The organism is Streptomyces sp. NPDC047014, assembly GCF_040644195.1.
GTDB lineage: Bacteria > Actinomycetota > Actinomycetes > Streptomycetales > Streptomycetaceae > Streptomyces.
Genome location: NZ_JBEYVX010000006.1, coordinates 1 through 24,051, shown reverse-complemented (window position 1 = coordinate 24,051; position 24,051 = coordinate 1). Strand labels below are relative to the sequence as shown.

The 24,051-nt window shown below is 73.8% G+C and carries 21 protein-coding genes; 7 read left to right on the top strand and 14 right to left on the bottom strand.

The genetic code is table 11. From position 1 onward, the window contains the following. Positions 1 to 172 precede the first annotated feature (172 nt). The 7 genes from pheT to infC form a co-directional block, all read right to left on the bottom strand. Entirely contained in the window at positions 173 to 2,701 is a 2,529-nt protein-coding gene (pheT, locus tag ABZ873_RS05710; RefSeq protein ID WP_360865683.1) for a phenylalanine--tRNA ligase subunit beta, read from the bottom strand. Beyond that, positions 2,701 to 3,828 carry a phenylalanine--tRNA ligase subunit alpha gene (gene pheS, locus ABZ873_RS05705; RefSeq protein ID WP_360865680.1) on the bottom strand — a complete coding sequence of 376 codons (1,128 nt, stop codon included), beginning with the start codon at positions 3,826 to 3,828 and terminating at the stop codon, positions 2,701 to 2,703. Before pheS ends, pheT begins: the two co-directional genes overlap by 1 nt. Positions 3,829 to 3,981: 153 nt before the next feature. After that, positions 3,982 to 5,226, bottom strand: coding sequence for a PAS domain-containing sensor histidine kinase (locus tag ABZ873_RS05700; RefSeq protein ID WP_360865677.1), 1,245 nt, complete (start codon positions 5,224 to 5,226; stop codon positions 3,982 to 3,984). Positions 5,227 to 5,281: 55 nt separating this feature from the next. Next, positions 5,282 to 6,142: an RNA methyltransferase gene (locus tag ABZ873_RS05695; RefSeq protein ID WP_360865674.1), complete on the bottom strand. Its 861-nt coding sequence runs from the start codon at positions 6,140 to 6,142 to the stop codon at positions 5,282 to 5,284. A gap of 201 nt (positions 6,143 to 6,343) precedes the next feature. Further along, positions 6,344 to 6,730 (bottom strand): 50S ribosomal protein L20, encoded by a 387-nt coding sequence (rplT, locus tag ABZ873_RS05690; RefSeq protein WP_007263143.1) that lies wholly within the window; start codon positions 6,728 to 6,730, stop codon positions 6,344 to 6,346. A 106-nt stretch (positions 6,731 to 6,836) separates the two neighbouring features. Then, positions 6,837 to 7,031: a 50S ribosomal protein L35 gene (gene rpmI / locus ABZ873_RS05685; protein ID WP_030770466.1), complete on the bottom strand. Its 195-nt coding sequence runs from the start codon at positions 7,029 to 7,031 to the stop codon at positions 6,837 to 6,839. Between the two features lie 101 nt (positions 7,032 to 7,132). After that, positions 7,133 to 7,858, bottom strand: coding sequence for a translation initiation factor IF-3 (gene infC, locus ABZ873_RS05680; RefSeq protein WP_360866161.1), 726 nt, complete (start codon positions 7,856 to 7,858; stop codon positions 7,133 to 7,135). A gap of 312 nt (positions 7,859 to 8,170) precedes the next feature. On the opposite strand from infC, the gene ABZ873_RS05675 reads away from it, so the two are divergent. Beyond that, positions 8,171 to 8,548 carry a DUF1844 domain-containing protein gene (locus ABZ873_RS05675; RefSeq protein ID WP_360865670.1) on the top strand — a complete coding sequence of 126 codons (378 nt, stop codon included), beginning with the start codon at positions 8,171 to 8,173 and terminating at the stop codon, positions 8,546 to 8,548. A gap of 115 nt (positions 8,549 to 8,663) precedes the next feature. Here the strand turns inward: ABZ873_RS05675 and ABZ873_RS05670 are convergent, their stop codons facing one another. From ABZ873_RS05670 to ABZ873_RS05660, 3 genes are read right to left on the bottom strand one after another with little or no spacing between them, the layout of a single operon-like run. Beyond that, a complete protein-coding gene (locus ABZ873_RS05670; protein ID WP_360865667.1) occupies positions 8,664 to 9,404 on the bottom strand; it encodes an SseB family protein in 741 nt (246 codons plus the stop codon). Positions 9,405 to 9,434: 30 nt separating this feature from the next. Further along, on the bottom strand, positions 9,435 to 10,667 hold the full coding sequence (mycP, locus tag ABZ873_RS05665; protein ID WP_360865664.1) for a type VII secretion-associated serine protease mycosin: 1,233 nt from the start codon (positions 10,665 to 10,667) through the stop codon (positions 9,435 to 9,437). Next, positions 10,664 to 11,470, bottom strand: a complete 807-nt coding sequence (locus tag ABZ873_RS05660; protein WP_360865661.1) for a hypothetical protein — start codon at positions 11,468 to 11,470, stop codon at positions 10,664 to 10,666. Before ABZ873_RS05660 ends, mycP begins: the two co-directional genes overlap by 4 nt. 152 nt (positions 11,471 to 11,622) lie before the next feature. Here ABZ873_RS05660 and ABZ873_RS05655 point away from each other — a divergent pair, with 152 nt between their 5' ends. After that, positions 11,623 to 12,825, top strand: coding sequence for an amino acid deaminase/aldolase (locus ABZ873_RS05655; protein WP_360865658.1), 1,203 nt, complete (start codon positions 11,623 to 11,625; stop codon positions 12,823 to 12,825). 42 nt (positions 12,826 to 12,867) lie between these two features. Here the strand turns inward: ABZ873_RS05655 and ABZ873_RS05650 are convergent, their stop codons facing one another. The 3 genes from ABZ873_RS05650 to ABZ873_RS05640 are packed head-to-tail and all read right to left on the bottom strand — an operon-like array spanning position 12,868 to position 16,483. Next, the gene (locus tag ABZ873_RS05650) at positions 12,868 to 13,686 is read right to left on the bottom strand and encodes a 3-oxoacyl-ACP reductase (RefSeq protein WP_360865656.1); all 819 of its coding nucleotides are present in this window, start codon (positions 13,684 to 13,686) and stop codon (positions 12,868 to 12,870) included. Between the two features lie 6 nt (positions 13,687 to 13,692). Then, positions 13,693 to 15,072: an aldehyde dehydrogenase family protein gene (locus ABZ873_RS05645; RefSeq protein WP_360865653.1), complete on the bottom strand. Its 1,380-nt coding sequence runs from the start codon at positions 15,070 to 15,072 to the stop codon at positions 13,693 to 13,695. Positions 15,073 to 15,109: 37 nt separating this feature from the next. Next, entirely contained in the window at positions 15,110 to 16,483 is a 1,374-nt protein-coding gene (locus ABZ873_RS05640) for a glutamine synthetase family protein (RefSeq protein ID WP_360865649.1), read from the bottom strand. Between the two features lie 77 nt (positions 16,484 to 16,560). Here ABZ873_RS05640 and ABZ873_RS05635 point away from each other — a divergent pair, with 77 nt between their 5' ends. The 4 genes from ABZ873_RS05635 to ABZ873_RS05620 all read left to right on the top strand — a co-directional run bounded on the left by ABZ873_RS05635 (position 16,561) and on the right by ABZ873_RS05620 (position 20,630). Then, entirely contained in the window at positions 16,561 to 17,307 is a 747-nt protein-coding gene (locus ABZ873_RS05635) for an FCD domain-containing protein (protein ID WP_360865647.1), read from the top strand. Between the two features lie 135 nt (positions 17,308 to 17,442). Then, positions 17,443 to 18,921, top strand: a complete 1,479-nt coding sequence (gene eat / locus ABZ873_RS05630; RefSeq protein ID WP_360865644.1) for an ethanolamine permease — start codon at positions 17,443 to 17,445, stop codon at positions 18,919 to 18,921. Positions 18,922 to 18,965: 44 nt separating this feature from the next. Next, entirely contained in the window at positions 18,966 to 19,673 is a 708-nt protein-coding gene (locus ABZ873_RS05625) for a gamma-glutamyl-gamma-aminobutyrate hydrolase family protein (RefSeq protein ID WP_360865641.1), read from the top strand. Positions 19,674 to 19,817: 144 nt separating this feature from the next. Next, entirely contained in the window at positions 19,818 to 20,630 is an 813-nt protein-coding gene (locus ABZ873_RS05620; RefSeq protein WP_360865638.1) for a hypothetical protein, read from the top strand. A 23-nt stretch (positions 20,631 to 20,653) separates the two neighbouring features. Here ABZ873_RS05620 and ABZ873_RS05615 read toward each other — a convergent pair whose 3' ends face one another. Next, complete coding sequence (locus ABZ873_RS05615; protein ID WP_360865636.1) at positions 20,654 to 21,766, bottom strand: TDT family transporter; 1,113 nt, start codon at positions 21,764 to 21,766, stop codon at positions 20,654 to 20,656. Between the two features lie 70 nt (positions 21,767 to 21,836). Here ABZ873_RS05615 and ABZ873_RS05610 point away from each other — a divergent pair, with 70 nt between their 5' ends. Then, the gene (locus ABZ873_RS05610; protein WP_360865633.1) at positions 21,837 to 22,760 is read left to right on the top strand and encodes a LysR family transcriptional regulator; all 924 of its coding nucleotides are present in this window, start codon (positions 21,837 to 21,839) and stop codon (positions 22,758 to 22,760) included. Positions 22,761 to 24,051 lie beyond the last annotated feature (1,291 nt).

Sequence of the window (24,051 nt, the reverse complement as noted above, 5' to 3'; positions counted from 1 at the left end):
TTGTGGCGACCGGCCGGTGCCCGCCGCACACGGACCCCCGGCGTTCTCACCCGAAGGAGTGAGCGGGCCCCGGCCGCGGCCGTCGGGCCGCCCGAACATGCGGAAGGGGCGCATCCGGTGATCCGGATGCGCCCCTCGGCATGCCTGGAACGGCCCGACGGCCGCGCGGCGGCTACGCGCCCCGCAGCACCGCCCCGGTCCGCTCGCCCGCCAGCGCCACCGCCGCGTCACGCGCGGCCGTGGACTCCTCGGCGGTCAGCGTCCGGTCGGCCGCGCGGAAACGCAGCGCGTACGCCAGGGACTTCTTGCCCTCGCCGACCTGCTCACCGGTGAACACGTCGAACAGCCGCAGCGACTCCAGCAGTTCGCCCGCGCCCTTGCGCAGCGCGTCCTCCACCGAGGAGGCCGGGACCGACGCGTCCACGATCAGCGCGACGTCCTGGGTCGCCACCGGGAAGGAGGAGATCCGCGGCGCCGCCACCGGCTCGCCGCCGGCCGCCGCGAGGCGGTCCAGGTCGAGCTCCATCGCGCTGGTCCGGGCCGGCAGGCCCATCGCCTTCACCACACGCGGGTGCAGCTCACCGGCGTGGCCGATGACCTGCTCCACACCGTCGACGGTGACGACCAGCTCGGCGCAGCGGCCCGGGTGCCAGGGACCGTACTGGCCCTGGCGGACCACCAGTTCGGCACCGGCCTCGACGGCCAGCGCGCGGGCCGCCTGCACGGCGTCCGCCCAGTCGGCCGGACGGCCCTTGCCCCACCAGCCGGCCTGCTCGCGGGCACCGGCCAGCACGACCGCGGCGTACCGCGGCTGCGCGGGCAGCGCCGCGTCCAGGGTGGCGATCTCCTCGTCCGTGGGACGCCGGTCGACGGGCAGCCGTACGGCGACACCCGGCCGGGCGGCGGCCCGGAAGACCGAGCCGGTCTCGAAGAGCGCGAGGTCGTGGCTGCCCCGGCTGTCGTTGCGGCGCAGCGCGCCGAGCAGACCCGGCAGCAGCGTGGTGCGCAGCGCCGGCTCCTCGTCGGAGAGCGGGTTGACCAGCGTGACCACCTGGCGGGCCGCGTCGTGCGCCGGCAGCTGGAGCTGGTCGAAGACGCCCTCGCCGAGGAACGGGTAGTTCAGCGCCTCGACGTAGCCCGCGCCGGCCAGCGCGCGGCCCACCCGGCGGTGCAGCTGCTGCCGTTCGGTCAGACCGCGGCCGGACGGCGCCTGCGGCAGGGTCGACGGGAGGTTCCCGTAGCCCTCCAGCCGGATGACCTCCTCCGCGAGGTCGTTCGGCGCGGCGAGGTCGGGACGCCACGAGGGCACGGTCACGACGAGCTCGTCCTGGCCGTAGACGTCGCAGCCGACCTCCTGGAGCCGGCGGACGACGGTCTCGCGGCCGTACTCCATGCCCGCGACCCGGTCCGGGTGGTCCGCGGGCATCGCGATGGTGCGCGGCGCGCCCGGGGCGACGACCTCGGTGACGCCCGCCTCGGCGGTACCGCCGGCGAGCAGCACGAGCAGGTCCACGGTGCGCTGCGCGGCCGCGGCGGCGGCCGCCGGGTCCACGCCGCGCTCGAAGCGCTTGGACGCCTCGGAGGACAGCTTCATCCGGCGCGCGGTGCGCGAGATCGCCACGGCGTCGAAGTGCGCGGCCTCGATGACCACCTCCGTGGTCCCCGTGACCTGGCCGGTGGCCGGGTCGGTCACGGAGTCCGCGATCTCGGTGTCGGCGCCGCCCATGACACCGGCGAGCCCGATCGGCCCGCTGTTGTCGGTGATCACCAGGTCCTCGGCGTCGAGCGTGCGCTTGACCCCGTCGAGGGTGGTGAACTTCTCGCCCTGCTCGGCCCGGCGCACACCGATGGTGCCGTCGATCCGCGAGCGGTCGTAGGCGTGCAGCGGCTGGCCGAGCTCCAGCATCACGTAGTTGGTGATGTCCACGGCGAGCGAGATCGGGCGCATGCCCGCCTTCTGCAGGCGGCGCTGGAGCCAGATCGGGGACCGGGCCTCCGGGTCGAGACCGGTCACCGTGCGCGCGGTGAAGCGGTCGCAGCCGGCCGGGTCCTCGACGGAGACCGGGTGGCCGTACGCGTTCGGCCCGGGCACGTCGATCAGCGCCGGGTCGCGCAGCGGCAGACCGTAGGAGGTGGCCACCTCGCGGGCGATGCCGCGCAGGGACATGCAGTAGCCCCGGTCGGGGGTGACGTCGATGTGCAGCACCTCGTCGACGAGCTGGAGCAGCTCGATCGCGTCGGTGCCGGCCTCGTGCTCCGGCGGCAGCACGATGATGCCGTGCGTGCCGTCGTCGCCCATGCCCAGCTCCTCGCCGGAGCAGATCATGCCGTGGGAGGTCTTGCCGTACGTCTTGCGCGAGGCGATCGCGAAGTCGCCGGGCAGGACGGCGCCGGGCAGGACCACGACGACCTTGTCCCCGACGGCGAAGTTCCGCGCGCCGCAGACGATCTCCTGGGGCTCGCCCGTGCCGTTGGCACCGGCGACGTCCACCGTGCAGAAGCGGATCGGCTTGCGGAAGCCCTCCAGCTCCTCGATGGTCAGTACCTGGCCGACGACGAGCGGGCCCTGGAGCCCGGCGCCCAGCCGCTCGACGGTCTCGACCTCAAGGCCGGCGTCGACGAGCCGCGCCGCGACGTCGCGACCGGTCTCACCCGCGGGGAGGTCGACGTACTCCCGCAGCCACGAAAGCGGGACCCGCATCAGATCTCCATCCCGAAAGGCCGGGTGAAACGGACGTCACCCTCGACCATGTCTCGCATGTCTTCAACGTTGTGACGGAACATCAGCATCCGCTCGATGCCGAATCCGAAGGCGAACCCGCTGTACTTCTCCGGGTCCACACCGCAGGCGGTCAGCACCTTGGGGTTGACCATGCCGCAGCCGCCGAGCTCGATCCAGCCCTCGCTGGAGCAGGTGCGGCACGGCCGGTCGGGGTTGCCCACCGACGCGCCCCGGCACACGTAGCACTGCATGTCCATCTCGGCGGACGGCTCGGTGAAGGGGAAGAAGTGCGGGCGCAGCCGGGTGGTGGTCTCCTCGCCGAACAGCTCCTTGACCATGTGGTCGATGGTGCCGCGCAGGTCCGCCATGGTCAGGCCCTCGTCCACGGCGAGCAGCTCGACCTGGTGGAAGACCGGGGTGTGCGTCGCGTCGAGCTCGTCGGTGCGGTACACCCGGCCCGGGCAGACGATGTAGACGGGGGGCTTGCGCTCCAGCAGCGAACGCGCCTGCACCGGGGAGGTGTGGGTGCGCAGCACGACACCGGACTCGTCGCCCTCGGTGCCCTCGGGGCCCCGGACGAAGAAGGTGTCCTGCATCTGGCGCGCCGGGTGGTCGGGCGTGAAGTTGAGGGCGTCGAAGTTGAACCACTCCGCCTCGACCTCGGGCCCCTCGGCGACCTCGTAGCCCATGGCCGTGAAGATGTCCGCGATGCGGTCCATCAGCGTGGTCAGGGGGTGCCGGGCGCCCGCGGGGGTGCGGTCGTAGGGCAGCGTGACGTCCACCGCCTCCTCGACCAGCACCCGCTCGTCGCGCTCCGCTTCGAGCTGGACGGTGCGGGCCCCGAACGCCTTGTTCACGGCGCCGCGGGCCTGGCCCACGCGCTTGCCCGCCTCGGCCTTGGCCTGCGGGGGCAGGGCGCCGATCTCGCGGTTGGCGAGCGCCAGGGGCGAGCGGTCGCCCATGTGCGCGGTCTTCGCCTCGCGCAGCGCGTCGAGGTCGCCGGCGGACGCGAAGGCGGCGAGCGCCTCGTCCCGCATGCGCTCGATCTCTTCCGGTTTCAGTGCCTCGACCTCGACAGGGTCGTACGACTTGTTCGGTGCCGACATCTCTTCCCGTACTTCCGATGGCTGGCTGGTTGGGTCCCCCGCGCGACGAGCGGTGCGCGCTCGGCACAAGGACACAAAGGTGCCAAAGGACGAGTCTAAGGGCCGCGGGGGGTGAGGAAGCCCGTGGGCCGCCCGCCGGGACGCTCCGCAGGACTACTGCGTGAGGTACGCCGGGGCGCTCACGGGCAGGATAAATCGGAACTCGGCGCCGCCGCCGGGGCCGCGGCCGACGGTGATCGTCCCGCCGTGGGCCTCCACGATGCCCTTGACGATGTACAGGCCCAGGCCGGTGCCGCCGCGCTTGCTCCCCCGCCAGAAGCGGGTGAAGACGCGCGCCATCGATTCGTCGGGGATCCCGGGGCCTTCGTCGCTCACGGTGACGGCGGTTCCCTTCTCGTGCGGCGATACCCCGATGGTGACCGTTCCGTCGCCGTGGCGCACCGCATTTTCGAGGAGGTTGCCGAGGATCTGGTCGATCTTGTCCGGATCGGCCCACAGATCGGGGAGCGGCCGGGTGACGCTGACGAGGAAGCGCTCGGGGGCCTGCCCGTTCGCGGTGAGGGCCTGGACGTGGCGGCCGACGGCGGTGGCGATGTCCACCGGCTGGCGGCGCACCTCCAGCCGCCCCGAGTCGATGCGGGAGATGTCGAGCAGTTCCGCGATCAGGCGGGTGACGCGGTTGGCGTCGGCGTCGACCGTCTCCAGCATCAGCCGCTTCTGGTCGTCGGTGAAGCGTTCCCACTTGGCGAGCAGGGTGGCGGTGAACCCCTTGACGGAGGTCAGCGGCGAGCGCAGCTCGTGGGCGACCGTGGCGATCAGCTCGGCGTGGCTGCGCTCGGTGCGCCGACGCGCCTCGGTGCCGCGCAGGGTGACCACGAGGCGGCGCACCGGGCCGGTGGGGTGGGTACGGACGTAGCTCGCGGAGACCAGCACCTCGCGGCCCCCCGGGAGCAGCAGGTTCCGCTCGGGCTGTCCGCGCCGGGTGGCGAGGCCGCCGTACGGGTCGGTCAGCGCCCACCAGCGGCGGCCCTCCAGGTCCTCCAGCGGGAGCGCGCTCTCGATGGGGGCGCCGAGGGCCCGGTCCGGCGCCAGGGCGGTGATCCGTGCGGCGGCGGAGTTGAAGCAGATCACCCGGCCGCGGTCGTCGGCGACGACGAGCCCGTCGGGCAGGCAGTCGGGGTCCACCCCGAGCGGGCCGGGGGAGATCCCCTCGGCGGGGGCGTCCGCGGGCACCGGCGCGGCCCGCCGCGCGCGGGCGCCGGAGGCCCGGCCCGAGTCCACGGCCTGGGGCGGTACGCCGCTCAGTCCGTCGGCGGCCGCGGCGGCCTCGGGGGCGCCCCGGAACCGCTCCTCGGCCGCTCCGGCGGCCCCGGGCGAGCTGTTCGTACCCACGGTCATGTCCCCGTACCCCACATCTCCGAGTAGCGCAGTGGGCCCCCGGGCCGCCACATTACTAGCTGGGGGTCACGGAGCGGCACCCTCCGGGCGCCCGCTGTGCACGGGCGGACGCGTAGAGACACACGGCGGCGGCCGTCGCGAGGTTCAGGCTCTCCGCCTTTCCGTGGATCGGGACCCGCACCACGGCGTCCGCGAGGGCCCGGGTCTCCTCGGGCAGACCCCACGCCTCGTTCCCGAAGACCCAGGCGGAGGGCCCGCCCATGGTGCCCGCGTCCAGCTCGGCGTCGAGGTCGTCCTCACCGGCGCCGTCCGCCGCCAGGATCCGTACGCCCGCCGCGCGCAGCCCCTGCACGGCATCCTCCACCGGGACGCCGACCGCGACCGGGAGGTGGAAGAGGGAGCCGACGGAGGCCCGTACGGACTTGGGGTTGTACAGGTCCACGGAGGCGTCCGTCAGCACTACGGCGTCCGCGCCCGCGGCGTCGGCGCAGCGCAGCACCGTACCGGCGTTGCCGGGGTCGCGGACGTGCGCGAGGACGGCGACGAGCTTGGGCCCGGCCTTGAGGATGTCCGCGAAGGGCGAGTCCAGGAAGTGGCAGACGCCGACCAGCCCCTGCGGGGTGACGGTCTGGGAGACCTCGGCCAGCACCTCGTCGGAGGCGTAGTGCACGCGGGCGCCCGCCTCGCGCGCGGCCTCGACGATGCCGGCGTAGCGCTCGGCCGCCTCGACGGTGGCGAACAGCTCGATCAGCGTGGACGCCCCCGCGGCACCGCGGTGCTCGACGGCCTCGCGGACCGCCTGCGGGCCCTCGGCGATGAACCGGCGCTCCTTGGTGCGGAAGTTGCGCCGCGCCAGTCGCCTGGCGGCGGCCACCCGCGGGGATCGGGGGGAGATCAGCTCGGCGGGGGTAGCCATGGTCTTCGCGGTTCTCTCTCGGGGTTCCGGAGCGCGCGGGGCGCGGCCGGCGCGGGCGGGCGTGGAGCGGGGCGAGGTGCGGGGAGCGGTGCCGAAGCACGCGGAGGGCCGAAGCACACGGAGGGGGGCAAAGCACACGGACCCGCAGGCGAATGCCTGCGGGTCCGTGGGGGCCGGCCGCGTGAGCGGGCCGGCTAGCCCTTAGGCAGCGGCCTTGGGGGCGTTGACGTCGGCCGGGAGGGCCTTCTGCGCGACCTCGACCAGCGCGGCGAACGCGTTGGCGTCGTTGACGGCCAGCTCGGCGAGGATCTTGCGGTCCACCTCGATGTTGGCGGCCTTGAGACCCTGGATGAGGCGGTTGTAGGTCATGCCGTTCTGGCGGGCAGCGGCGTTGATGCGCTGGATCCACAGCTGACGGAAGTCGCCCTTGCGCTTCTTGCGGTCGTTGAAGTTGTAGACCAGCGAGTGGGTGACCTGCTCCTTGGCCTTGCGGTACAGGCGCGAACGCTGACCGCGGTAGCCGGAGGCCGCCTCGAGGATCGCCCGGCGCTTCTTGTGGGCGTTTACTGCCCGCTTGACGCGTGCCACTTTTTAACTCCTTGTAGCGGGGCCGTGGAAGTCCTCACACGGCCCGAAATTCGATGGGGTCCCGGTCTGAACGTGGATCCGCTCCCTGCACCGGGAGCGGAGGACGTCAGATGCCGAGAAGCTTCTTGATCTTCGCGGCGTCGCCGGGAGCCATCTCCGCGTTGCCGGTGAGGCGACGGGTCAGGCGGGACGACTTGTGCTCGAGCAGGTGGCGCTTGCCGGCGCGCTCGCGGAGCACCTTGCCGGAGCCGGTGACCTTGAAGCGCTTCTTGGTACCGCTGTGCGTCTTGTTCTTCGGCATGGCGCCGTTATCTCCTCGTCGGTGGCGCTCCCACCGGCCCAGTCTCGGACCGGCTCACGGGAGCGTCAGTTGTGTGGGTGATCAGGGACGGATGTCCCGGATCATGCCTCGTCGTTCGGCCCGTCGGCCTCGGCGGAGGCGACCTCGGGGGCGGCCTCGGTGGCGTCCTCGGCCGGCGCGGTCTCCTCCGCGGGAGCCTCGTCGCCTGCCGTGGCAACACCCTGGCGCTCCGCCTTGCGGGCGGCCTGCGCCTCGCGGGCCTCGGCCATGGCCTCGGTCTTCTTCTTGTGCGGACCGAGAACCATGATCATGTTCCGGCCGTCCTGCTTCGGGTTCGACTCGATGAAGCCGAGCTCCTCGACGTCCGAGGCGAGACGCTGCAGCAGCCGGTAGCCGAGTTCCGGCCGGGACTGCTCACGACCGCGGAACATGATCGTGATCTTGACCTTGTCGCCCTGCTTGAGGAACCGGACGACGTGACCCTTCTTGGTGTCATAGTCGTGCGGGTCGATCTTCGGCCGGAGCTTCATTTCCTTGATGACCGTGTGCGCCTGGTTCTTGCGCGCCTCACGGGCCTTCATGGCCGACTCGTACTTGAACTTGCCGTAGTCCATGAGCTTGCAGACCGGCGGGCGTGCGGAGGCCGCGACCTCGACCAGGTCGAGGTCGTACTCCTGCGCGAGCTCAAGCGCCTTGGCAAGCGGCACGATGCCGACCTGCTCACCGCTGGGACCGACAAGCCGTACCTCGGGAACGCGAATCCGGTCGTTGATGCGGGGCTCGGTGCTGATGGATCCTCCTCGGTTGCACCCACGACTGCCTGGCAGACAGCCGCTGACGTGTATGTCCGTCGGACCGACCACAGCGGGAGAATGAAAAAAGCCCCGCCGGGCACAGGCAGGGGCTCCAAAACAACCGGAACACCGCCGCATGCGGGACGCGGGGCGCAACATCGGGCGGCTTTCCATCGTCCGTACGGAACGATGGATGCCGCCTGACCGGTGACCCGCCGCCCCGGAGGGTGGTCGGGTGGGAGAACGGAGCCTCCACTTGTGGGCCGGACACGCGAGTATCCGGCCGGTCGTGCTTCATACTAGCACCCGCGATGCAAGCCCGCCGCACGGCATATCGTGGGGCGTATGACTGACGCGACCCCCTCCACCGAAACCGCCGCCGACGGCGCCCCCGACTACGACGCCATGACCCGCGACATCGCGGACGTGCCCGCCGTCGAGGTCATCACCACGGTGGCCGTGCACCTGCTGAGCGCCGCGGCGGTCAACCTGGGCCTGGACAAGCCGGACTCCGAGCACAAGGACCTGGACGAGGCCCGCAAGCTGATCACGGCCCTCGCCGGCCTGGTCACCGCGAGCGCCACCGAGGTCAGCTCCTTCCACGCCGCCCCGCTGCGCGACGGCCTCAAGTCCCTCCAGCTCGCCTTCCGCGAGGCGTCGGTCGTCCCGGACGAGCCGGGCCAGGGTCCGGGCGAGAAGTTCACGGGCCCCGTCTTCGCCTGATCCCCGCACAGCCTGGTCCCCGCACCGCAGGAGAGGCGGGTCACACGGATGTCCTCCGTGTGACCCGCCTCTCTCTGTCCTCCGGGTTCTCCGCTCTCCGGGTGCTCCGCGCCCCTCAGCGCGTGAACAGCGGCTCGCCGGGCGGTACGGGCCCCTCCGCCGGCAGCAGCGCCAGGTTCAGCCCGCGCACCAGCCGGGCCCGCAGGGTGGGGTCCGCGGCCAGGGTCTCCGCGACCCGCCGGGCCGCCGCCTGGGCCGGGGCGTCCGGGGCCAGCACGATCGCGAGGGTGCCGTCGGCCTCGGCCCCGCCCGGCCCGAGGTGGGCCCGCAGCACGGCGGGCTCCGCCGCCACGGCAGCCCGTACGGCCTCCCGTACGGCCGGATCGGCCAGCGGGTCGGCGTCGGTGCGGCCCTCGGCGAGGGCGAGCAGCGCGGGGCCGGTCAGCTGGTAGGTGACGGGCCCGGCGAGGTCGATCACCACGGTGTCGGCCTTCTCGTGCGCGGCGGCCGCGAGGGCCTGGTGCAGCGGCACCGCCACCGGGCGGGCGGCCGGGTCCCAGAGCGCGAGCGAGGCGATGGAGGTGAAGGCGGGCAGGGCCCGCCGGTCGCCCGCGCGCAGGGTCGGGACGGCCATGTCGCTGGTCTTCTCGCGCCGGAGGCCGGTCTCCGGGTCGGTCTCGACCTCACCGAGCACGGCGACGACGGGCACCAGCAGCCGGGCGCCCTTGAGCGCGGCCAGCACGCGCGGCTCGGCGCTCCGGTCGGCGGCCCAGGCCGCCAGGGCCTCGGTCAGCCCGGGGTCGGCGGAGCCGTCGTCGTCGGAGAAGCCCGGGTCGGGAATGTTCTTGTTCGCCATGTTCGCCATGTTCGCCACAGTTACCCGACCCTACTCGGCCGCGAGCGTGTCCCCGTCCCGGGTCCCCCGCCGCGGGCGCCGGGCCAGTACGCCGGCCAGCACGAGGAGCACCGCCCCCGCGGCCGCTGCCGCCGCGGCGACCGGCCGGGAGCCGTGCCCGGCGGGGCGGACCGGCTCCGGGCCGGGCCCGAAGTACGTACGGCCGGCCGCGACCGGCGCGGGCACCGCGGGCTCCGGGCGCAGGGCGTCGGCGCTCTGGAGGGCGGCGACCGGGTCCACCGTGCCGTGGCCGCGGGCGTCGTCGCGGCCACCGGCCGGGGAGTCGGTGGCGGTGTCCTCCAGCAGCTTCTTGATCTGCGCCGGGGAGAGGCCCGGGTGGGCCGCCCGGACGAGGGCCACGGCGCCGGAGACGAAGGCCGCGGCCGCGCTGGTGCCCCAGCCCTCGTAGTAGGAGCGGTCGGGGTCCGCGATGACCACGTCGACGCCGGGGGCGCTGACGGTGGCGTACCAGTTGCGGGTGGAGAACTTGGCCTTCTTACCGCGGCGGTCCACGGCCGTGACGGCGATGACCCCCGGATAGGCCGCCGGGTAGGAGACGCGGTCGCCGGATTCGCCGCCGTTCCCGGCGGAGGCCACCACGACCACGCCCTTGGCCAGGGCGTACTGCACGGCCTCGTCCTCGCCGGCCTCGTGGTGCGCGGAGTCGCTGTCGTCGCCGAGGGACAGGTTGATGACGTCGGCCCCGTGGTCGGCGGCCCAGCGGATGCCCTCGGCCAGGGCGCCGCCCTTGTTCTCGCGGGCCTTGGCCCGGCCCGGGTCGCCCTCTTCGAGGATCACGCGGACCGGCAGGATCCGGGCCTGCGGCGCGATGCCGAGGACGCCCTGGGAGCGGCTGGGGCCGTGGCCGTGTCCGGCGATGATGCTGGCCATGGCGGTGCCGTGGCGGGCCCAGGTGCGGTCCCCGCGGCCGGCGCCCGTGCCGATGAGGTCGTTGCCCGCGAGGACCTGCCCGGCGAGGTCGGGGTGGGAGTCGTCGACCCCGGTGTCGAGGACGGCTACGGTCACGCCGTCGCCGCGGGTGGTGCCCCACGCCTCCTCGGCGCGCAGGGCGAGCAGCCCCCACTGGCGGTCGCGGACGGTGTCGGCGGCGGCCGGGGAGGCGGCCACGGGCACCAGCAGCGCGGCGGCGGCCAGGGCAGCGGCGCCCCGCGCGCGGGTCCGGCGTACGGGACGGCCCACGGGTCCGCGGGCTTCGGCGGTCATCGGGCGGGCTCCGGGGCGGGGGTGGCGGGCGGCGGCAGGGCGAGGGCGGCGAGGCCGTCGTCGAGGCGGGCGGCGACGGCCTGGGCCTCGTGGCCGAGGCCGGCCTGGGCGGCCGCGCCGGTGGCCTCCTTCTTGACCAGCTCCTCGGCGGGCCGGGGCGCGTCCACGGGGCGGCCGTCGGCGAAGGCGGAGACGGCGTAGACGACGACGGGGGCCTCCTCGCTGACGGAGGCGGCCCAGGCGGCGCGCCGGCCGTCGGCGAAGCCGTAGGCGGGCGGGGCGGTGAGGCGGCCGCGGAGGGCGCCCAGCGTGGGGGCGTCGGCGGGGGTGAAGACCATGCCGACGGCGATCAGGGAGCTGCGGGTGGCGTCGGTGTAGGTGGCGCGCAGGACGCGGGTGCAGCCGGCCGGGGCCAGCAGTGCCTGCCAGTCGGCGGCGAGGGCGGCCGGGCAGTCGGCGTCGGGGGCGACGGAGAGGCGGGTCCAGGTGCGGTCGGCTCCGCCGGGGCCGGTCGCGGCGCCGCTGAGCACGGGCGGCAGGAGGCTGTCCACGGGGGCGGAGCGCCAGAGCGAGCCGGCCTTGCGGTAGGCGGCGTCGGCGGGCAACGGGCGCTGTGCGGCGCGGTGTTCGGCCCAGGTGGAGACGGCGGCTCCGCCGAGGAGGCCGCCGCCGAGCAGCAGGCAGAGGGAGGCGGCGAGGACCCGCCCGGGGTGGCGGCGCGGGGGTGCGGGGGCGGCCGGGGGCGGCGGGAGCCAGGGGTCGGGCTCGCCGGGGATCGTGGTCCGCGGTGTCGTCGTGGTCATCCGGCGGCTCCGCCCCCCGTTCCGTACGGCTGCCTGTCCGTACTCTACGGGGTTCCCGGCGGCGGCCCGGCCGGGCGGCGGGGGCGCGGGGAGGCGGAGGGCGGGCCGCGGACCCCTACCCACCGGTACGGACCTCTGGCAAGCTGCCGCCCATGAACTCCCCCGCCGCCGACCGCGCCCGGTACGACCGGGCGACCGCGCATCTGGACGCTCCGCTGGCCGTCGTGGATCTCGGCGCCTTCGACGCCAATGCCGAGGATCTGGTGCGCCGGGCCGGCGGGAAGCCGGTGCGGGTCGCCAGCAAGTCGGTCCGGTGCCGCGCCCTGCTCGAACGGGTGCTGGCCCGGCCCGGGTTCGCCGGGATCATGTCGTACACGCTCGCCGAGTCGCTGTGGCTGGCCCGCTCCGGTTTCGAGGACGTGCTGCTCGCGTATCCGTCGGCCGACCGGGCCGGGTTCGCGGAGCTGGCGGGTGACGCGAAGCTGGCCGGCGCGGTCACGGTGATGGTGGACGACCCGGCGCAGCTGGAGCTGATCGACGCGGCGCGGGAGGGCGGCGCCGAGGAGATCCGGGTCTGCCTGGAGCTGGACACGGCCCTGCGTCTGCTGGGCGGCCGGGTGCGGGTGGGGGCGCGGCGCTCCCCGCTGCGCGAGCCGGAGCAACTGGCCGCTCTGGCCCGTACGGTCGCGGCCCGGCCCGGGTTCCGGGTGGTGGGGCTGATGGCGTACGAGGGCCATGTCGCGGGGGTCGGGGACCGGCTGGCGGGGCGCCCGCTGCGGTCGCGGGCGATCCGGCTGATGCAGGGCGCGGCCCGCAGGGAGCTGGCGGCGCGGCGGGCGGCGGTGGTGCGGGCGGTGCGGGAGGTCGTACCGGACCTGGAGTTCGTCAACGGCGGCGGGACCGGCAGTGTGCAGGGGACGGCGGCGGAGGAGGCGGTGACGGAGATCGCCGCCGGGTCGGGGCTGTACGTACCGCGGCTGTTCGACAACTACACCTCGTTCCGCGGCCGTCCGGCGGCGCTGTTCGCGCAGCCGGTGGTGCGCCGGCCGGGGGTGGGGGTGGTGACGGTGCTCGGCGGCGGCTATCCGGCCTCGGGCGCGGCGGGCGCGGACCGGCTTCCGGAGCCGTATCTGCCGCAGGGGCTGCGCTACGACCCGCAGGAGGGGGCGGGTGAGGTGCAGACCCCGCTGCTGGGGAGCCCGGCGGACGATCTGCTGATCGGGGACCGGGTGTGGTTCCGGCATGCCAAGGCGGGTGAGCTGTGCGAGCGGTTCGACGTCCTGCACCTGGTGGAGGGCGAGCGGGTCACGGCCACCGTCCCGACCTATCGCGGTGAGGGGCGCACCTTCCTCTGACGGGCCGCGGCCGGGCGTCCTGGGACGCCCGGCCGGGTGCCGCTAGAGCGGGGTGACGTAGGCGCCGGAGATGCCGCCGTCGACGAGGAAGTCGGTGGCGTTGATGAAGGAGGAGTCGTCGCTGGCCAGGAAGGCGACGGCGGCGGCGATCTCGGTGGGCTCGGCGAACCGGCCCAGCGGGATGTGCACGAGCCGGCGGGCGGCGCGCTCGGGGTCCTTGGCGAACAGCTCCTGGAGCAGCGGGGTGTTGACGGGCCCCGGGCACAGGGCGTTGACGCGGATGCCCTCGCGGGCGAACTGCACGCCGAGCTCGCGGGACATGGCGAGGACGCCGCCCTTGGAGGCGGTGTAGGAGATCTGCGAGGTGGCGGCGCCCATGATGGCCACGAAGGAGGCGGTGTTGATGATGGAGCCGCGGCCCTGGCGCTGCATGTAGGGCAGGGCGGCCTTGCAGCACAGGTAGACGGAGGTGAGGTTGACGTCCTGGACGCGCTTCCACGCCTCCAGGCCGGTGGTGAGGATGGAGTCGTCGTCCGGGGGTGAGATGCCCGCGTTGTTGAAGGCGATGTCGACGGAGCCGTAGGTGTCGAAGGCGGTGCGGAAGAGGGCTTCGACGTCCTCGGGGCTGGTGACGTCGACCTTGACGAAGGTGCCGCCGACCTCCTCGGCGGCGGCCTTGCCGGCGGTCTCGTCGATGTCGCCGCAGACGACGTTGGCTCCCTCGGAGGCGAGGCGGCGGGCGGTGGCGAGGCCGATGCCGCTGCCGGCTCCGGTGATGACGGCGGTGCGGCCGACGAGGCGGCGGCAGACGATCTCGTCGGTGCGGTCGGCGGGGGCGGTGGTGCCGGTGGTGTCGGTCATGTCGGTTCATGCCTCCGTGCTGATGAAGACGTTCTTGGTCTCGGTGAAAGCGGTGAGGGCGTCGGGGCCGAGCTCCCGGCCGAGGCCGGACTGCTTGTATCCGCCGAAGGGGGTCCAGTAGCGGACGCTGCTGTGGGAGTTGACGGAGAGGTTGCCGGCGGCGACGGCGCGCGAGACGCGCAGCGCGCGGCCGATGTCGCGGGTCCACAGGGACCCGGACAGTCCGTACTCGGTGGCGTTGGCCAGGCGTACGGCGTCCTCCTCGTCCTCGAAGGGCAGGACGACGGCGACGGGGCCGAAGATCTCCTCGGTGGCGACGGGCGCGGTGGGGCCGGCGCCGGTGACGAGGGTGGGCGGGTACCAGAAGCCGGGGCCCTCGGGGGCGCTGCCGCGGACGGCGGTGAGGTCGTCGGTGACGAAGGACCGTACGCGTTCCAGCTGGGCCCGTGAGATCAGCGGCCCCATCTGGGTCTTCTCGTCGAGGGGGTCGCCGACGGTGACGGCGGCGATGCCGGGGGCGACGAGCTCCAGGAAGCGGTCGTAGGCGGAGCGCTGGACGAGGATGCGGGTACGGGCGCAGCAGTCCTGGCCGGTGTTGTCGAGGAAGGACATGGGGGCGGCGGCCGCGGCGGCCTCCAGGTCCGCGTCGGCGAAGACGATGTTCGGGCTCTTGCCGCCGAGTTCGAGGGTGACCCGCTTCACCCGGTCCGCGCACTTCGCCATGATCTGCTTGCCGACGCGGGTGGAGCCGGTGAAGACGATCTTCGCCACGCCGGGGTGCTCGACGAGGGCGTCGCCCGCGGTGTCGCCGTGACCGGGGAGCACCTGGAAGAGGTGCTCGGGGAGCCCGGCTTCGAGGGCGAGTTCGGCGAGGCGCAGCGCGGTGAGCGGGGTGGTCTCGGCGGGCTTGAGGAGGACGGCGTTGCCGGCGGCGAGGGCCGGGGCGAGGCCCCAGGCGGCGATCGGCATGGGGAAGTTCCAGGGGGCGATCACGCCGATGACGCCGAGGGGTTCGAGGAAGGTGACGTCGATGCCGCCGGCGACGGGGATCTGGCGCCCGGAGAGCCGTTCCACTCCCCCGGCGGCGAAGTCGAGCAGGTCGCGGACGTTGCCGGCCTCCCAGCGGGCGTTGCCGAGGGTGTGGCCGGCCTCGCGGACCTCCAGCAGGGCCAGTTCCTCGGTGTGCGCGTCGACGACGGCGGCGAAGCGGCGCAGCAGCCGGGCCCGGTCGGCGGGGGCGGCCGCGGCCCAGCGCTCCTGGGCCGCGGCGGCGCGGGTGACGGCGGCGTCGACGTCGTCCCGTGTGGCGGCCGGGACGACGGCGACGAGTTCCTCGGTGGCCGGATTCAGCACTCTCAGGTGGGAAGGGTCCAGCGCATCGGACACGTGGTGCCTCACAGTTTCGGTTCGGTGGCGCGGATGGCTACAGGCGTTCGAAGGAGCGGCGCAGCTCCCAGTCGGTCACCGCGGAGTCGTAGGCGTCGAGTTCGACGCGGGCCATGTTGCGGTAGTGGGCGACGACCTCGGGGCCGAAGGCGGCCTTGGCGATCTCGCTGTTCTCCCAGAGCTCGGCGGCCTCGCGCAGGGTGGCGGGGACGTGCGCGTACTCGCCGGTGTAGGCGTTGCCGGCGCAGACGGGCGGGAGTTCCAGCCGGTTCTCGATGCCGTAGAGCCCGGCCGCGACCAGGCCGGAGACGGCGAGGTAGGGGTTGACGTCGCCGCCGGGGAGGCGGTTCTCGAAGCGCATGGAGCGGCCGTGGCCGACGACGCGCAGGGCGCAGGTGCGGTTGTCCACACCCCAGGCGACGGCGGTCGGGGCGAAGGATCCCGGCCGGAAACGCTTGTACGAATTGATGTTGGGGGCGTAGAGAAGGGAGAAGTCGCGCAGCGCGGCGAGCTGGCCGGCCAGGAAGTGGCGCATCACCGGTGACATGCCGTGCTCCTGGTCCTCCCCCTCTCCGGCCATCACGTTGCGCCCGTCGGAGTCGGTGAGCGAGAGGTGGATATGACAGGAGTTGCCCTCGCGCTCGTCGTACTTGGCCATGAAGGTGAGCGAGACGCCCTCCTGGGAGGCGATCTCCTTGGCGCCGGTCTTGTAGACGGCGTGCTGGTCGCACGTGGTCAGCGCCTCGTCGTAGCGGAAGGCGATCTCGTGCTGGCCGAGGTTGCACTCCCCCTTGGCGGATTCGACGGTCAGGCCCGCGGCCTGCATCTCGTTGCGGATCCGGCGCAGCAGGGGCTCGATGCGGCCGGTGCCGAGGACGGAGTAGTCGATGTTGTACTGGTTGGCGGGGGTCAGGCCGCGGTAGCCGGTGTTCCACGCCTGCTCGTAGGTGTCCTGGAAGACCATGAACTCCAGCTCGGTACCGACCATGGCGGTGTATCCGTGCTCGGCGAGGCGTTCCAGCTGGCGGCGCAGGATCTGCCGGGGCGCGGGGACGACGGGTGTGCCGTCGTTCCAGGCGAGGTCGGCGAGGAGGAAGGCGCTGCCGGGGTTCCAGGGGATGCGGCGCAGGGTGGCGGGGTCGGGGCGCATGGCGAAGTCGCCGTAGCCGCGCTCCCAGGAGGACATCTCGTACCCGTCGACGGTGTTCATGTCGGTGTCGACGGCGAGGAGGTAGTTGCAGCCCTCGGTGCCGTGCTCCAGGACCTCGTCCAGGAAGAACTGTGCGGCGAACCGCTTGCCCTGGAGCCGCCCCTGCATGTCGGGGAAGGCCAGGACCACTGTGTCGATCTCACCGCTGGCGACGAGGGCGCGGAGCTCCTCGGGCGCGAGCGGGGGCTTGCGGTCTACCACGGGAATCTCTCCTTCGGTGAGCCGAGGAGCCCTAAGGTATTGAACAGAACCATTGCTTGGGAAGGGGAGGAGCCGAGATGACCGGGACGACGAGCGGGGGCGACGCCGCCCGGCGCCTGGATCCGGTACTGCGCCAGGTGCGGGCGGGCAACGGCTTCGAGGAGGCGTTGCAGCAGATCCTGCAGGTGGTACGGCTGGGTCTGGTGCCGGGCGGGGAGCGGCTGCCGCCCGAGCGCGAGCTGGCGGAGCGGATGGGGATCAGCCGGGTCACGCTGCGCGAGGTGCTCAAGGTGCTCCAGGACCAGGGCCTGGTGGAGGCACGGCGCGGGCGCTACGGCGGAACGTTCGTGCTGCCCCGCCCCGACACCCCGGCCGGCGGCGCCGAGGAGGAGCTGCGGCGGCGCGTGGCGGGGGTGGACATCGAGGACGTCCTGCGCTTCCGCGAGGTCCTGGAGGTGGGCGCGGCCGGGCTGTGCGCCTCCCAGGGACTCTCGGAGGAGGGCACCGAGCGGCTGCTCGCCGCCCTGACGGCCACCCATGACGCCCCGCTCGCCGACTACCGCCGCCAGGACACCCTCTTCCACCTCACCCTCTGCGAGCTGGCCGGATCCGCCACCCTGACGGCCCAGTACGCGGCCGTCCGGGCGAGCGTCAACGACCTGCTCGACTGCATCCCGCTGCTCGTCCGCAATCTGGAGCACTCCCAGCAGCAGCACAGCGCGCTGGTGGAAGCGGTGCTGGAGGGGGACGCGGCGGGGGCCCGGGAGACCATGCGCGAGCACTGCTGCGGCACGGCGGCGCTGCTGCGCGGCTTCCTCGCCTGAGGGGGCCGGGGCGGATGTTCCGGGAGGTGCCCGAGAGGTTTTCGTAACCTCTGTTTTACGCAAGGGTCTTGCGCGCCCCGCTCCCCTCGGACAAAGGTACGCCCCACAACCATTGCCCCGAGGCAGGAGCGCACGATGGCCGACGAACCCGAGGCACGGCTGGCAGCCGTACCCGCATCCCCCGCGTCACCCGCCGGCGGCGACGGCCCGGACGACTACCTGGAGCGCCGCACCCTGCGCCGCGGCAGCGCCGGCTGGCTGCTCCTCACCGGCCTCGGCGTGGCCTACGTGGTCTCCGGCGACTTCTCCGGCTGGAACGTCGGCCTCGACAAGGGCGGCTTCGGCGGCCTGGCCATCGCCACCGTCCTCATGGGCACGATGTACGCCTGCCTGGTCTTCTCCCTCGCGGAGCTGTCCACCATCCTGCCCACGGCGGGCGGCGGCTACGGCTTCGCCCGCCGCGCCCTCGGCCCCTGGGGCGGCTTCCTGACCGGCACGGCCATCCTGATCGAGTACATCCTGGCCCCGGCCGCGATCGTCATCTTCATCGGCGACTACGTCGAATCCCTCGGCCTCTTCGGCCTGACCTCCGGCTGGCCGGTCTACCTCGGCTGCTTCGTGATCTTCATCGGCGTGCACCTCTGGGGGGTCGGGGAAGCCCTCCGGTTCAGCCTGGTGGTGACCGCGATCGCCGTCGCCGCGCTGCTGATCTTCGCGGTGGGGGCCTTCACCGAGTTCGACGCCGCCGGGCTGAACGACATCCCCGTGGACGCCGACGCCTTCGGCTCGAACTCCTGGCTGCCGCTGGGCCTGCTGGGCATCTGGGCGGCGTTCCCCTTCGGCATGTGGTTCTTCCTCGGGGTGGAGGGCGTACCGCTGGCCGCCGAGGAGGCCAAGGACCCGGTCCGCTCCATGCCGAGGGCCCTCGCCATCTCCATGGGCGTCCTCGCCCTGCTCGCACTGATCACCTTCTTCGCCGCCACCGGCGCCCAGGGCGCCGACGCCGTCAAGTCCGCCGGGAACCCCCTGGTCGTGGCCCTGGAGGGGGACGGCGGCCCGACCGCGCTCAGCCGCTTCGTGAACTACGCGGGCCTCGCCGGGCTCGTCGCCTCCTTCTTCTCGCTGATCTACGCGGGCTCGCGCCAGCTCTTCGCCCTCTCGCGCGCCGGATACCTGCCCCGCTTCCTGTCCCTGACCTCCCGGCGCAAGGCCCCGTACCTGGGCCTGGTCATCCCCGGCGCGATCGGCTTCACCCTGGCGGCGGCCACCGGCGACGGCGCCCGCATGCTGAACATCGCGGTCTTCGGCGCGACCATCTCCTACGCCCTGATGGCCCTCTCGCACATCGTGCTGCGCCGCCGGGAGCCGCACCTGGAGCGCCCCTACCGCACCCCGGGCGGCGTCCTCACCTCCTCGGTGGCCTTCGCCCTCGCCCTCTCGGCCCTGGTCGCCACCTTCCTGGTGGACAAGGACGCGGCGTTCATCGCCCTGGCCGTGTACGCCGTCGCCCTCGCCTATTTCGCCTTCTACAGCCGGCACCACCTCGTGGCCTCGGCCCCCGAGGAGGAGTTCGCCGCCCTCGCCGAAGCGGAGGCGGAACTCTCCCGCGACTGAAACCCTGTCCTCGACCGACCCCCGCCCCGCTGGAGGTAAGGAACGTGCCCAGGCCGCTCATCGGCATCACCACCTACGTGGAGGACTCCACCCGCTACGGGGTGTGGGACCTCGCGGCTTCCGTCGTACCGTCCGGGTACTACGCACTCGTCCAGGCGGCGGGCGGCGCCGCCGTACTGCTGCCGCCGGACGAGCCCGGAGCGGCGGCGGAGGTGCTGAGCCGGGTGGACGGCCTGGTGGTGGCGGGCGGCCCGGACGTGGACCCGGCCCACTACGGCGCCGCCCGCGACCCCCGTACGGGCGCCCCCGCGACCGTACGCGACCAGTGGGAGCTGGCCCTGATCGCGGCGGCCCTCGACGCCGGGCTGCCGCTGCTCGGCATCTGCCGGGGCATGCAGGCGCTGAACGTCGCCCTCGGCGGCACGCTGATCCAGCACATCGACGGCCACGTGGACACCCCCGGGGTGATGTCCTGGCACCCGGTCCGCCCGCTCCCCGGCACCCGGTACGCGGAGCTGGTCCCCGAGGAGGCGCAGGTCCCGACCTACCACCACCAGGCCGTGGAACGCCTGGGCGACGGCCTGGTGGTCTCGGCCCGCGCCGTGGACGGCACGGTGGAGGCCATCGAGCTGCCGGATCCGGCCCGCTGGGTCCTGGGCGTCCAGTGGCACCCGGAGCGGGACACCGACACCCGCGTGATGTCCTCCCTGATCCGGGCCGCCGCGCTGCGCGGCGCGGTGCCGGTGGCCTGACGGACCGCCGGCCGCGGGCCCCGCGCTTTCCCCGGCGCGGGCCCGCGGGCGGTGCCGGTGCGGCCGTCGGCCGGTGCCGCCCTCAGCCGGTGCCGCCCCCGGCCACGAATGGCCCTCCGGGCATCCAGCGTGCAGGCTGGAGGGGTGAGAACCGAGGCGCACAGCGCGGCCACCGGCCCCGTGGCAGGGTTTCTCGACAACCCGGTCGTGGGCATGGCGCCGTGGATCATCTTCTCGTTGCTGGTCGGCCCCGGACGGTTCGAACTGGCCGTCGGGCTGGCCCTGGCCGCGGTGATCTCCCTGATCGCCCTGACCCATCTGGTCAACCGCGGCAGCTCCTGGAAACTGCTCGAACTGGCCGACGTGGTGTTCTTCACCGCGCTCGCCGTGATCGGTGCGCTGGCGAGTCCGGGCACCCTGAAATGGCTGGAGACCTACGCGGGCGAGCTCTCGAGCATCGCCCTGGCGGTGATCGCCTTCGGCTCGATGGCGGTACGGATGCCGTTCACCATCCAGTACGCCCGCGAGCAGGTCGACCCCGCGCTCTGGCACACCCGCGGCTTCCTTCGGACCAACTACATGATCACCGGGGTATGGGGCCTCGCCTTCCTGATCGGGGCCGCGGCGGGGGCGTACGGCGATCTGGTCCTGCACAACCCGAACAACATCTGGACCGGCTGGATCATCCAGATCATGGCGATCGTCGCCGCGCTGAAGTTCACCGTCTGGTACCCGGACGTGGCCCGCGCCCGAGCGGTCCGCGAGGCCACGGGTCAGCCCCCCGAACCCACCCGCTGGGCCGGCTTCCTGGTCCCGCTGGCGGGCCTGCTCGTACCGGTCGGCATCGCGGTCCTGATCTTCGACAACATGTGGTGGCTGGGCGTCGGCCTCATCGTGGCGGGCTCCTTCCTGACGAAGTCCCTGCACGCGCGCAGCGAGGAGGAACCGACCGCCTGAGACCGGCGGGGCTCAGGGCCCGGTTACGGGAGGCGGCGGGTCAGCAGCGCGTGCAGGGTCCTCGTCGCCGTGACGAGCCAGGCGGTGAGCAGGGCGGCGAACAGGGCGGCGGCCAGCCAGGAGAAGGCCGTGAGGCCGGTGTGGCGGGCGAGGCCCGCGGCGGCGGTCACGCAGGTGCCGACGGGGAAGGTCAGCGCCCACCAGGTCATCGCGAAGCCCATGCCGTCGCGTGCCGCCCGTACCAGCAGGGCCGTCGCCAGGGCCAGCCAGAGCAGGGCGAAGCCCATCACGGGCACCCCGTAGACCACCGCGAAGGCGCCCAGCGCGGCCGCGTAGGCGCCGTCGACCGACTGCGGGGCGACATCGGCGAGCTGGTTGACGGCGGTGGTGGACTGGCCGAGCGGGCCGAGCACCAGGAACAGGGTCGGGGTGAGGGCCAGGGGCAGCGGCCCGCCCACGAGCAGGCGGCCGAAGATCAGCGGCAGCATCAGCAGGGTGGCCAGCAGGCTGAGCCCGAACATGGCGTAGCAGGCGAGCAGCAGGGCCTCGCGGGGCTGGCCGGCGGGCAGATGCGGTATCAGCAGCGGGCCGACCGCCGCGGAGACCATCGGCGCGACCAGCGGCAGCAGCCAGACGGGGGTGGCCTGGCGGGGCTCGGCCTTGTGGCGTACGACCATCAGGTAGGGCACGGCCACGGCGGCGGCCAGGCCGGTCACGGTACCGGCGGTGAAGAGCACGGCGTCCACGGCGACGGCGGCGCCGGTCCCGATGAGGTCCTTGCCGACGAGGAGGGTGCCGCTGCCGACGGCCAGCAGGGCCATCGCGAGGCAGCCGTAGAAGGGGGCGACGGCCGGGTCGAGGAGATGGGCGCGGGCCCGGTCGCGGTGGTGCAGCCAGTGCCCGGCGCGGGCGGTGAGCAGGACGGCGAGGGCGGCGGCGGACAGCGCCCAGACGAGCTGGCAGGCCACGCGCTGGCCGGGGAGCTGGTACGGGAGGCTCGCGCCGGCGCCCGCGACGATCGCGGTGCCCATGACGGAGGCGTACCAGTTCGGGCCGAGGTTCCGCAGCGCCGGGGCCTTGTGGGCGGGGGGCGCGGCTTCGAGGAGGGTGCGGGGTCGCACGAGGGTGGTGGCCATGGGTCCAGCGTCCCGGCGGGGCGGGCCGATCGGCAGAGGTGATCTGTCTATAAGGCCATAAACTGATGTTATGGGTGAGGAGAAGTGGGTTCCGCTGGCGTACCGGGTCCCGGACCTCGGGGCGCTGGAGCTGCTGCTGGCGGTGGCCCGGGTGGGCAGCCTGAGCGGGGCCGCCCGTCGGCTGGGCATCACCCAGCCAGCCGCGAGCAGCCGGATCCGGGCGATGGAGTCCCGGCTCGGGGTGGCCCTGGTGGACCGCTCCCCGCGCGGGTCGACGCTCACGGCGGAGGGGGCGCTCGTCACCGACTGGGCGCGACGGGTGGTGGAGGCGGCCGAGGCGCTCGACGCGGGGGCGCAGGCGCTGCGGGGGCGGCGGGACTCCCGGCTGCGGGTGGCGGCGAGCATGACGATCGCGGAGTACCTGCTGCCGGGCTGGCTGATCGCCCTGCGCGGGCAGCGGCCGGACACGGCGGTGTCGCTGCACGCGGGGAACTCGGCGGTGGTCGCGAGCCGGGTGCTCGCGCACGAGGCGGACCTGGGCTTCGTGGAGGGGCTGACCGTGCCGGAGGGGCTGGACTCGGCGGTGATCGCCCAGGACCGGCTGGTGGTGGCGGTGGCTCCGGGGCACGCGTGGGCGCGGCGTACGAAGGGGGTGGAGGCGGGGGAACTGGCCTCGACGCCGCTGATCCTGCGCGAGCGGGGGTCGGGGACGCGGCAGGTCCTGGACGCGGCGCTCGCGGGGTACGGGGGCCTGGCGGCGCCGCTGCTGGAACTGGCCTCGACCACGGCGGTGAAGGCGGCGGCGCTGAGCGGGGCGGGGCCGTGCGTCCTGTCGGAACTGGCCCTGGGCGACGAACTGGCCTCCCGCCGCCTGCTGGAGGTCCCGGTGACCACGACCCCCCTGAACCGAGCCCTCCGCGCCATCTGGCCCCAGGGCACCCGCCCCAGAGGCCCCGCCCAAGACCTCCTCTCCCTCACCCACCACGCCACCTGACCCCGACACGGGGTCCCGCTGCGGGGGGGGCGGCTCTGTCCCCGGGGCGGGGGGGCCGCTGCGCGGGGTGGTCCTGGCCCCGGGCAGGAACTCGGGGTGCGGGGTGGCTCTGCCCCTGGGGCGGGGGTCCCGCTGCGCGGGTCGGGCCCTGCCCCCGGGGGCGGGGGCTTCCGCTGCACGGGGCGGCCCAGCCGTCGGGGCAGGGGTTCGGGGTGCGGGGTGGCTCTGCCCACGGGGCGGGGGTTCCGCTGCACGGGTCGGGCCCTGTCCCCGAGGCAGGGGCTCCGCTGCGCGGGGCGGCCCTGCCCCCGGGGCGGGGAGCCGCTGCGCGAGTCGGGCCCTGCCCCGGGCGAGGGGGCGTCGCGCGGAGCGGGCCATGTCCCGAGCGCGAGGCGTTTCGCCCGCCGGGCGGGACCTGGTCCCCGTCCCGGGTGGCTTCGCCCACTAGGCGGATCGCTTCACCCTGGCGGGGGCGGCGCCGGGCGGAGCCCAGTCCCGGTGCGGGGGTGCTTCGCCCGCTAACCGGCATTAGTCATCCTGGCGGGCGGTCCGCGGTGCCGGGGTGGGGTATCTCCTCGGCTCGCGCGTGCGGCGGGGTTCGTCCTGTACGGGGTGGTTGCGCGCTCGTCCTGCGGGGACACCCCACCCCGTCCCCGCTGCGTGCAGTACGAGCCCGATCCCCGAAACAGCCCAACCACCCCGACTCCACCCACCTGTACAAGCCAACTCCGCAAACACCACCACCCAGCCCCCACCATCCCTGTACAGGTCGATGCCGCGAACAACACCACCCGGCCCGGCTCCCCCGCCCGTACAGGCCGATCCCGCCAACACAACCACCCAGCACGCCGTTCCCATACGGGCCGATGCGGTGAACGACACCACCCAGCCCGACCATCCCCGCACGAGCTGATGCCGTGAACAGCACTGTCCGGCTCAGCTCTGTCCGCCCGTACTCGCCGACTCCCCGGACGCACCCGCCCAGCGCAGCTCCCCACCCATACGAGCCAGCTTCGCGAACAACACCGCCCCGGCCCTCACCCGTACGCGCACGGTCCCGCACCCTTACCTCCCCGCAGGCCCTCCCCCGCACGGGTAGGGCACGGTGCACCATGACGGGGCGGCCCGTACCGGCCGGGTCCGGGCGCAGCATCAGGCCCATGCGGGGACAGGGCCGGGCTGTCGGAGCCGGGGCGGTGGGGTGGGGACACGCAGGAGGGTCCCCGCAGGACGAGCGCGCAACCCAGGCCGTACGGGACGAACCCCGCCGCACGCGCGAGCCGAGGAGACC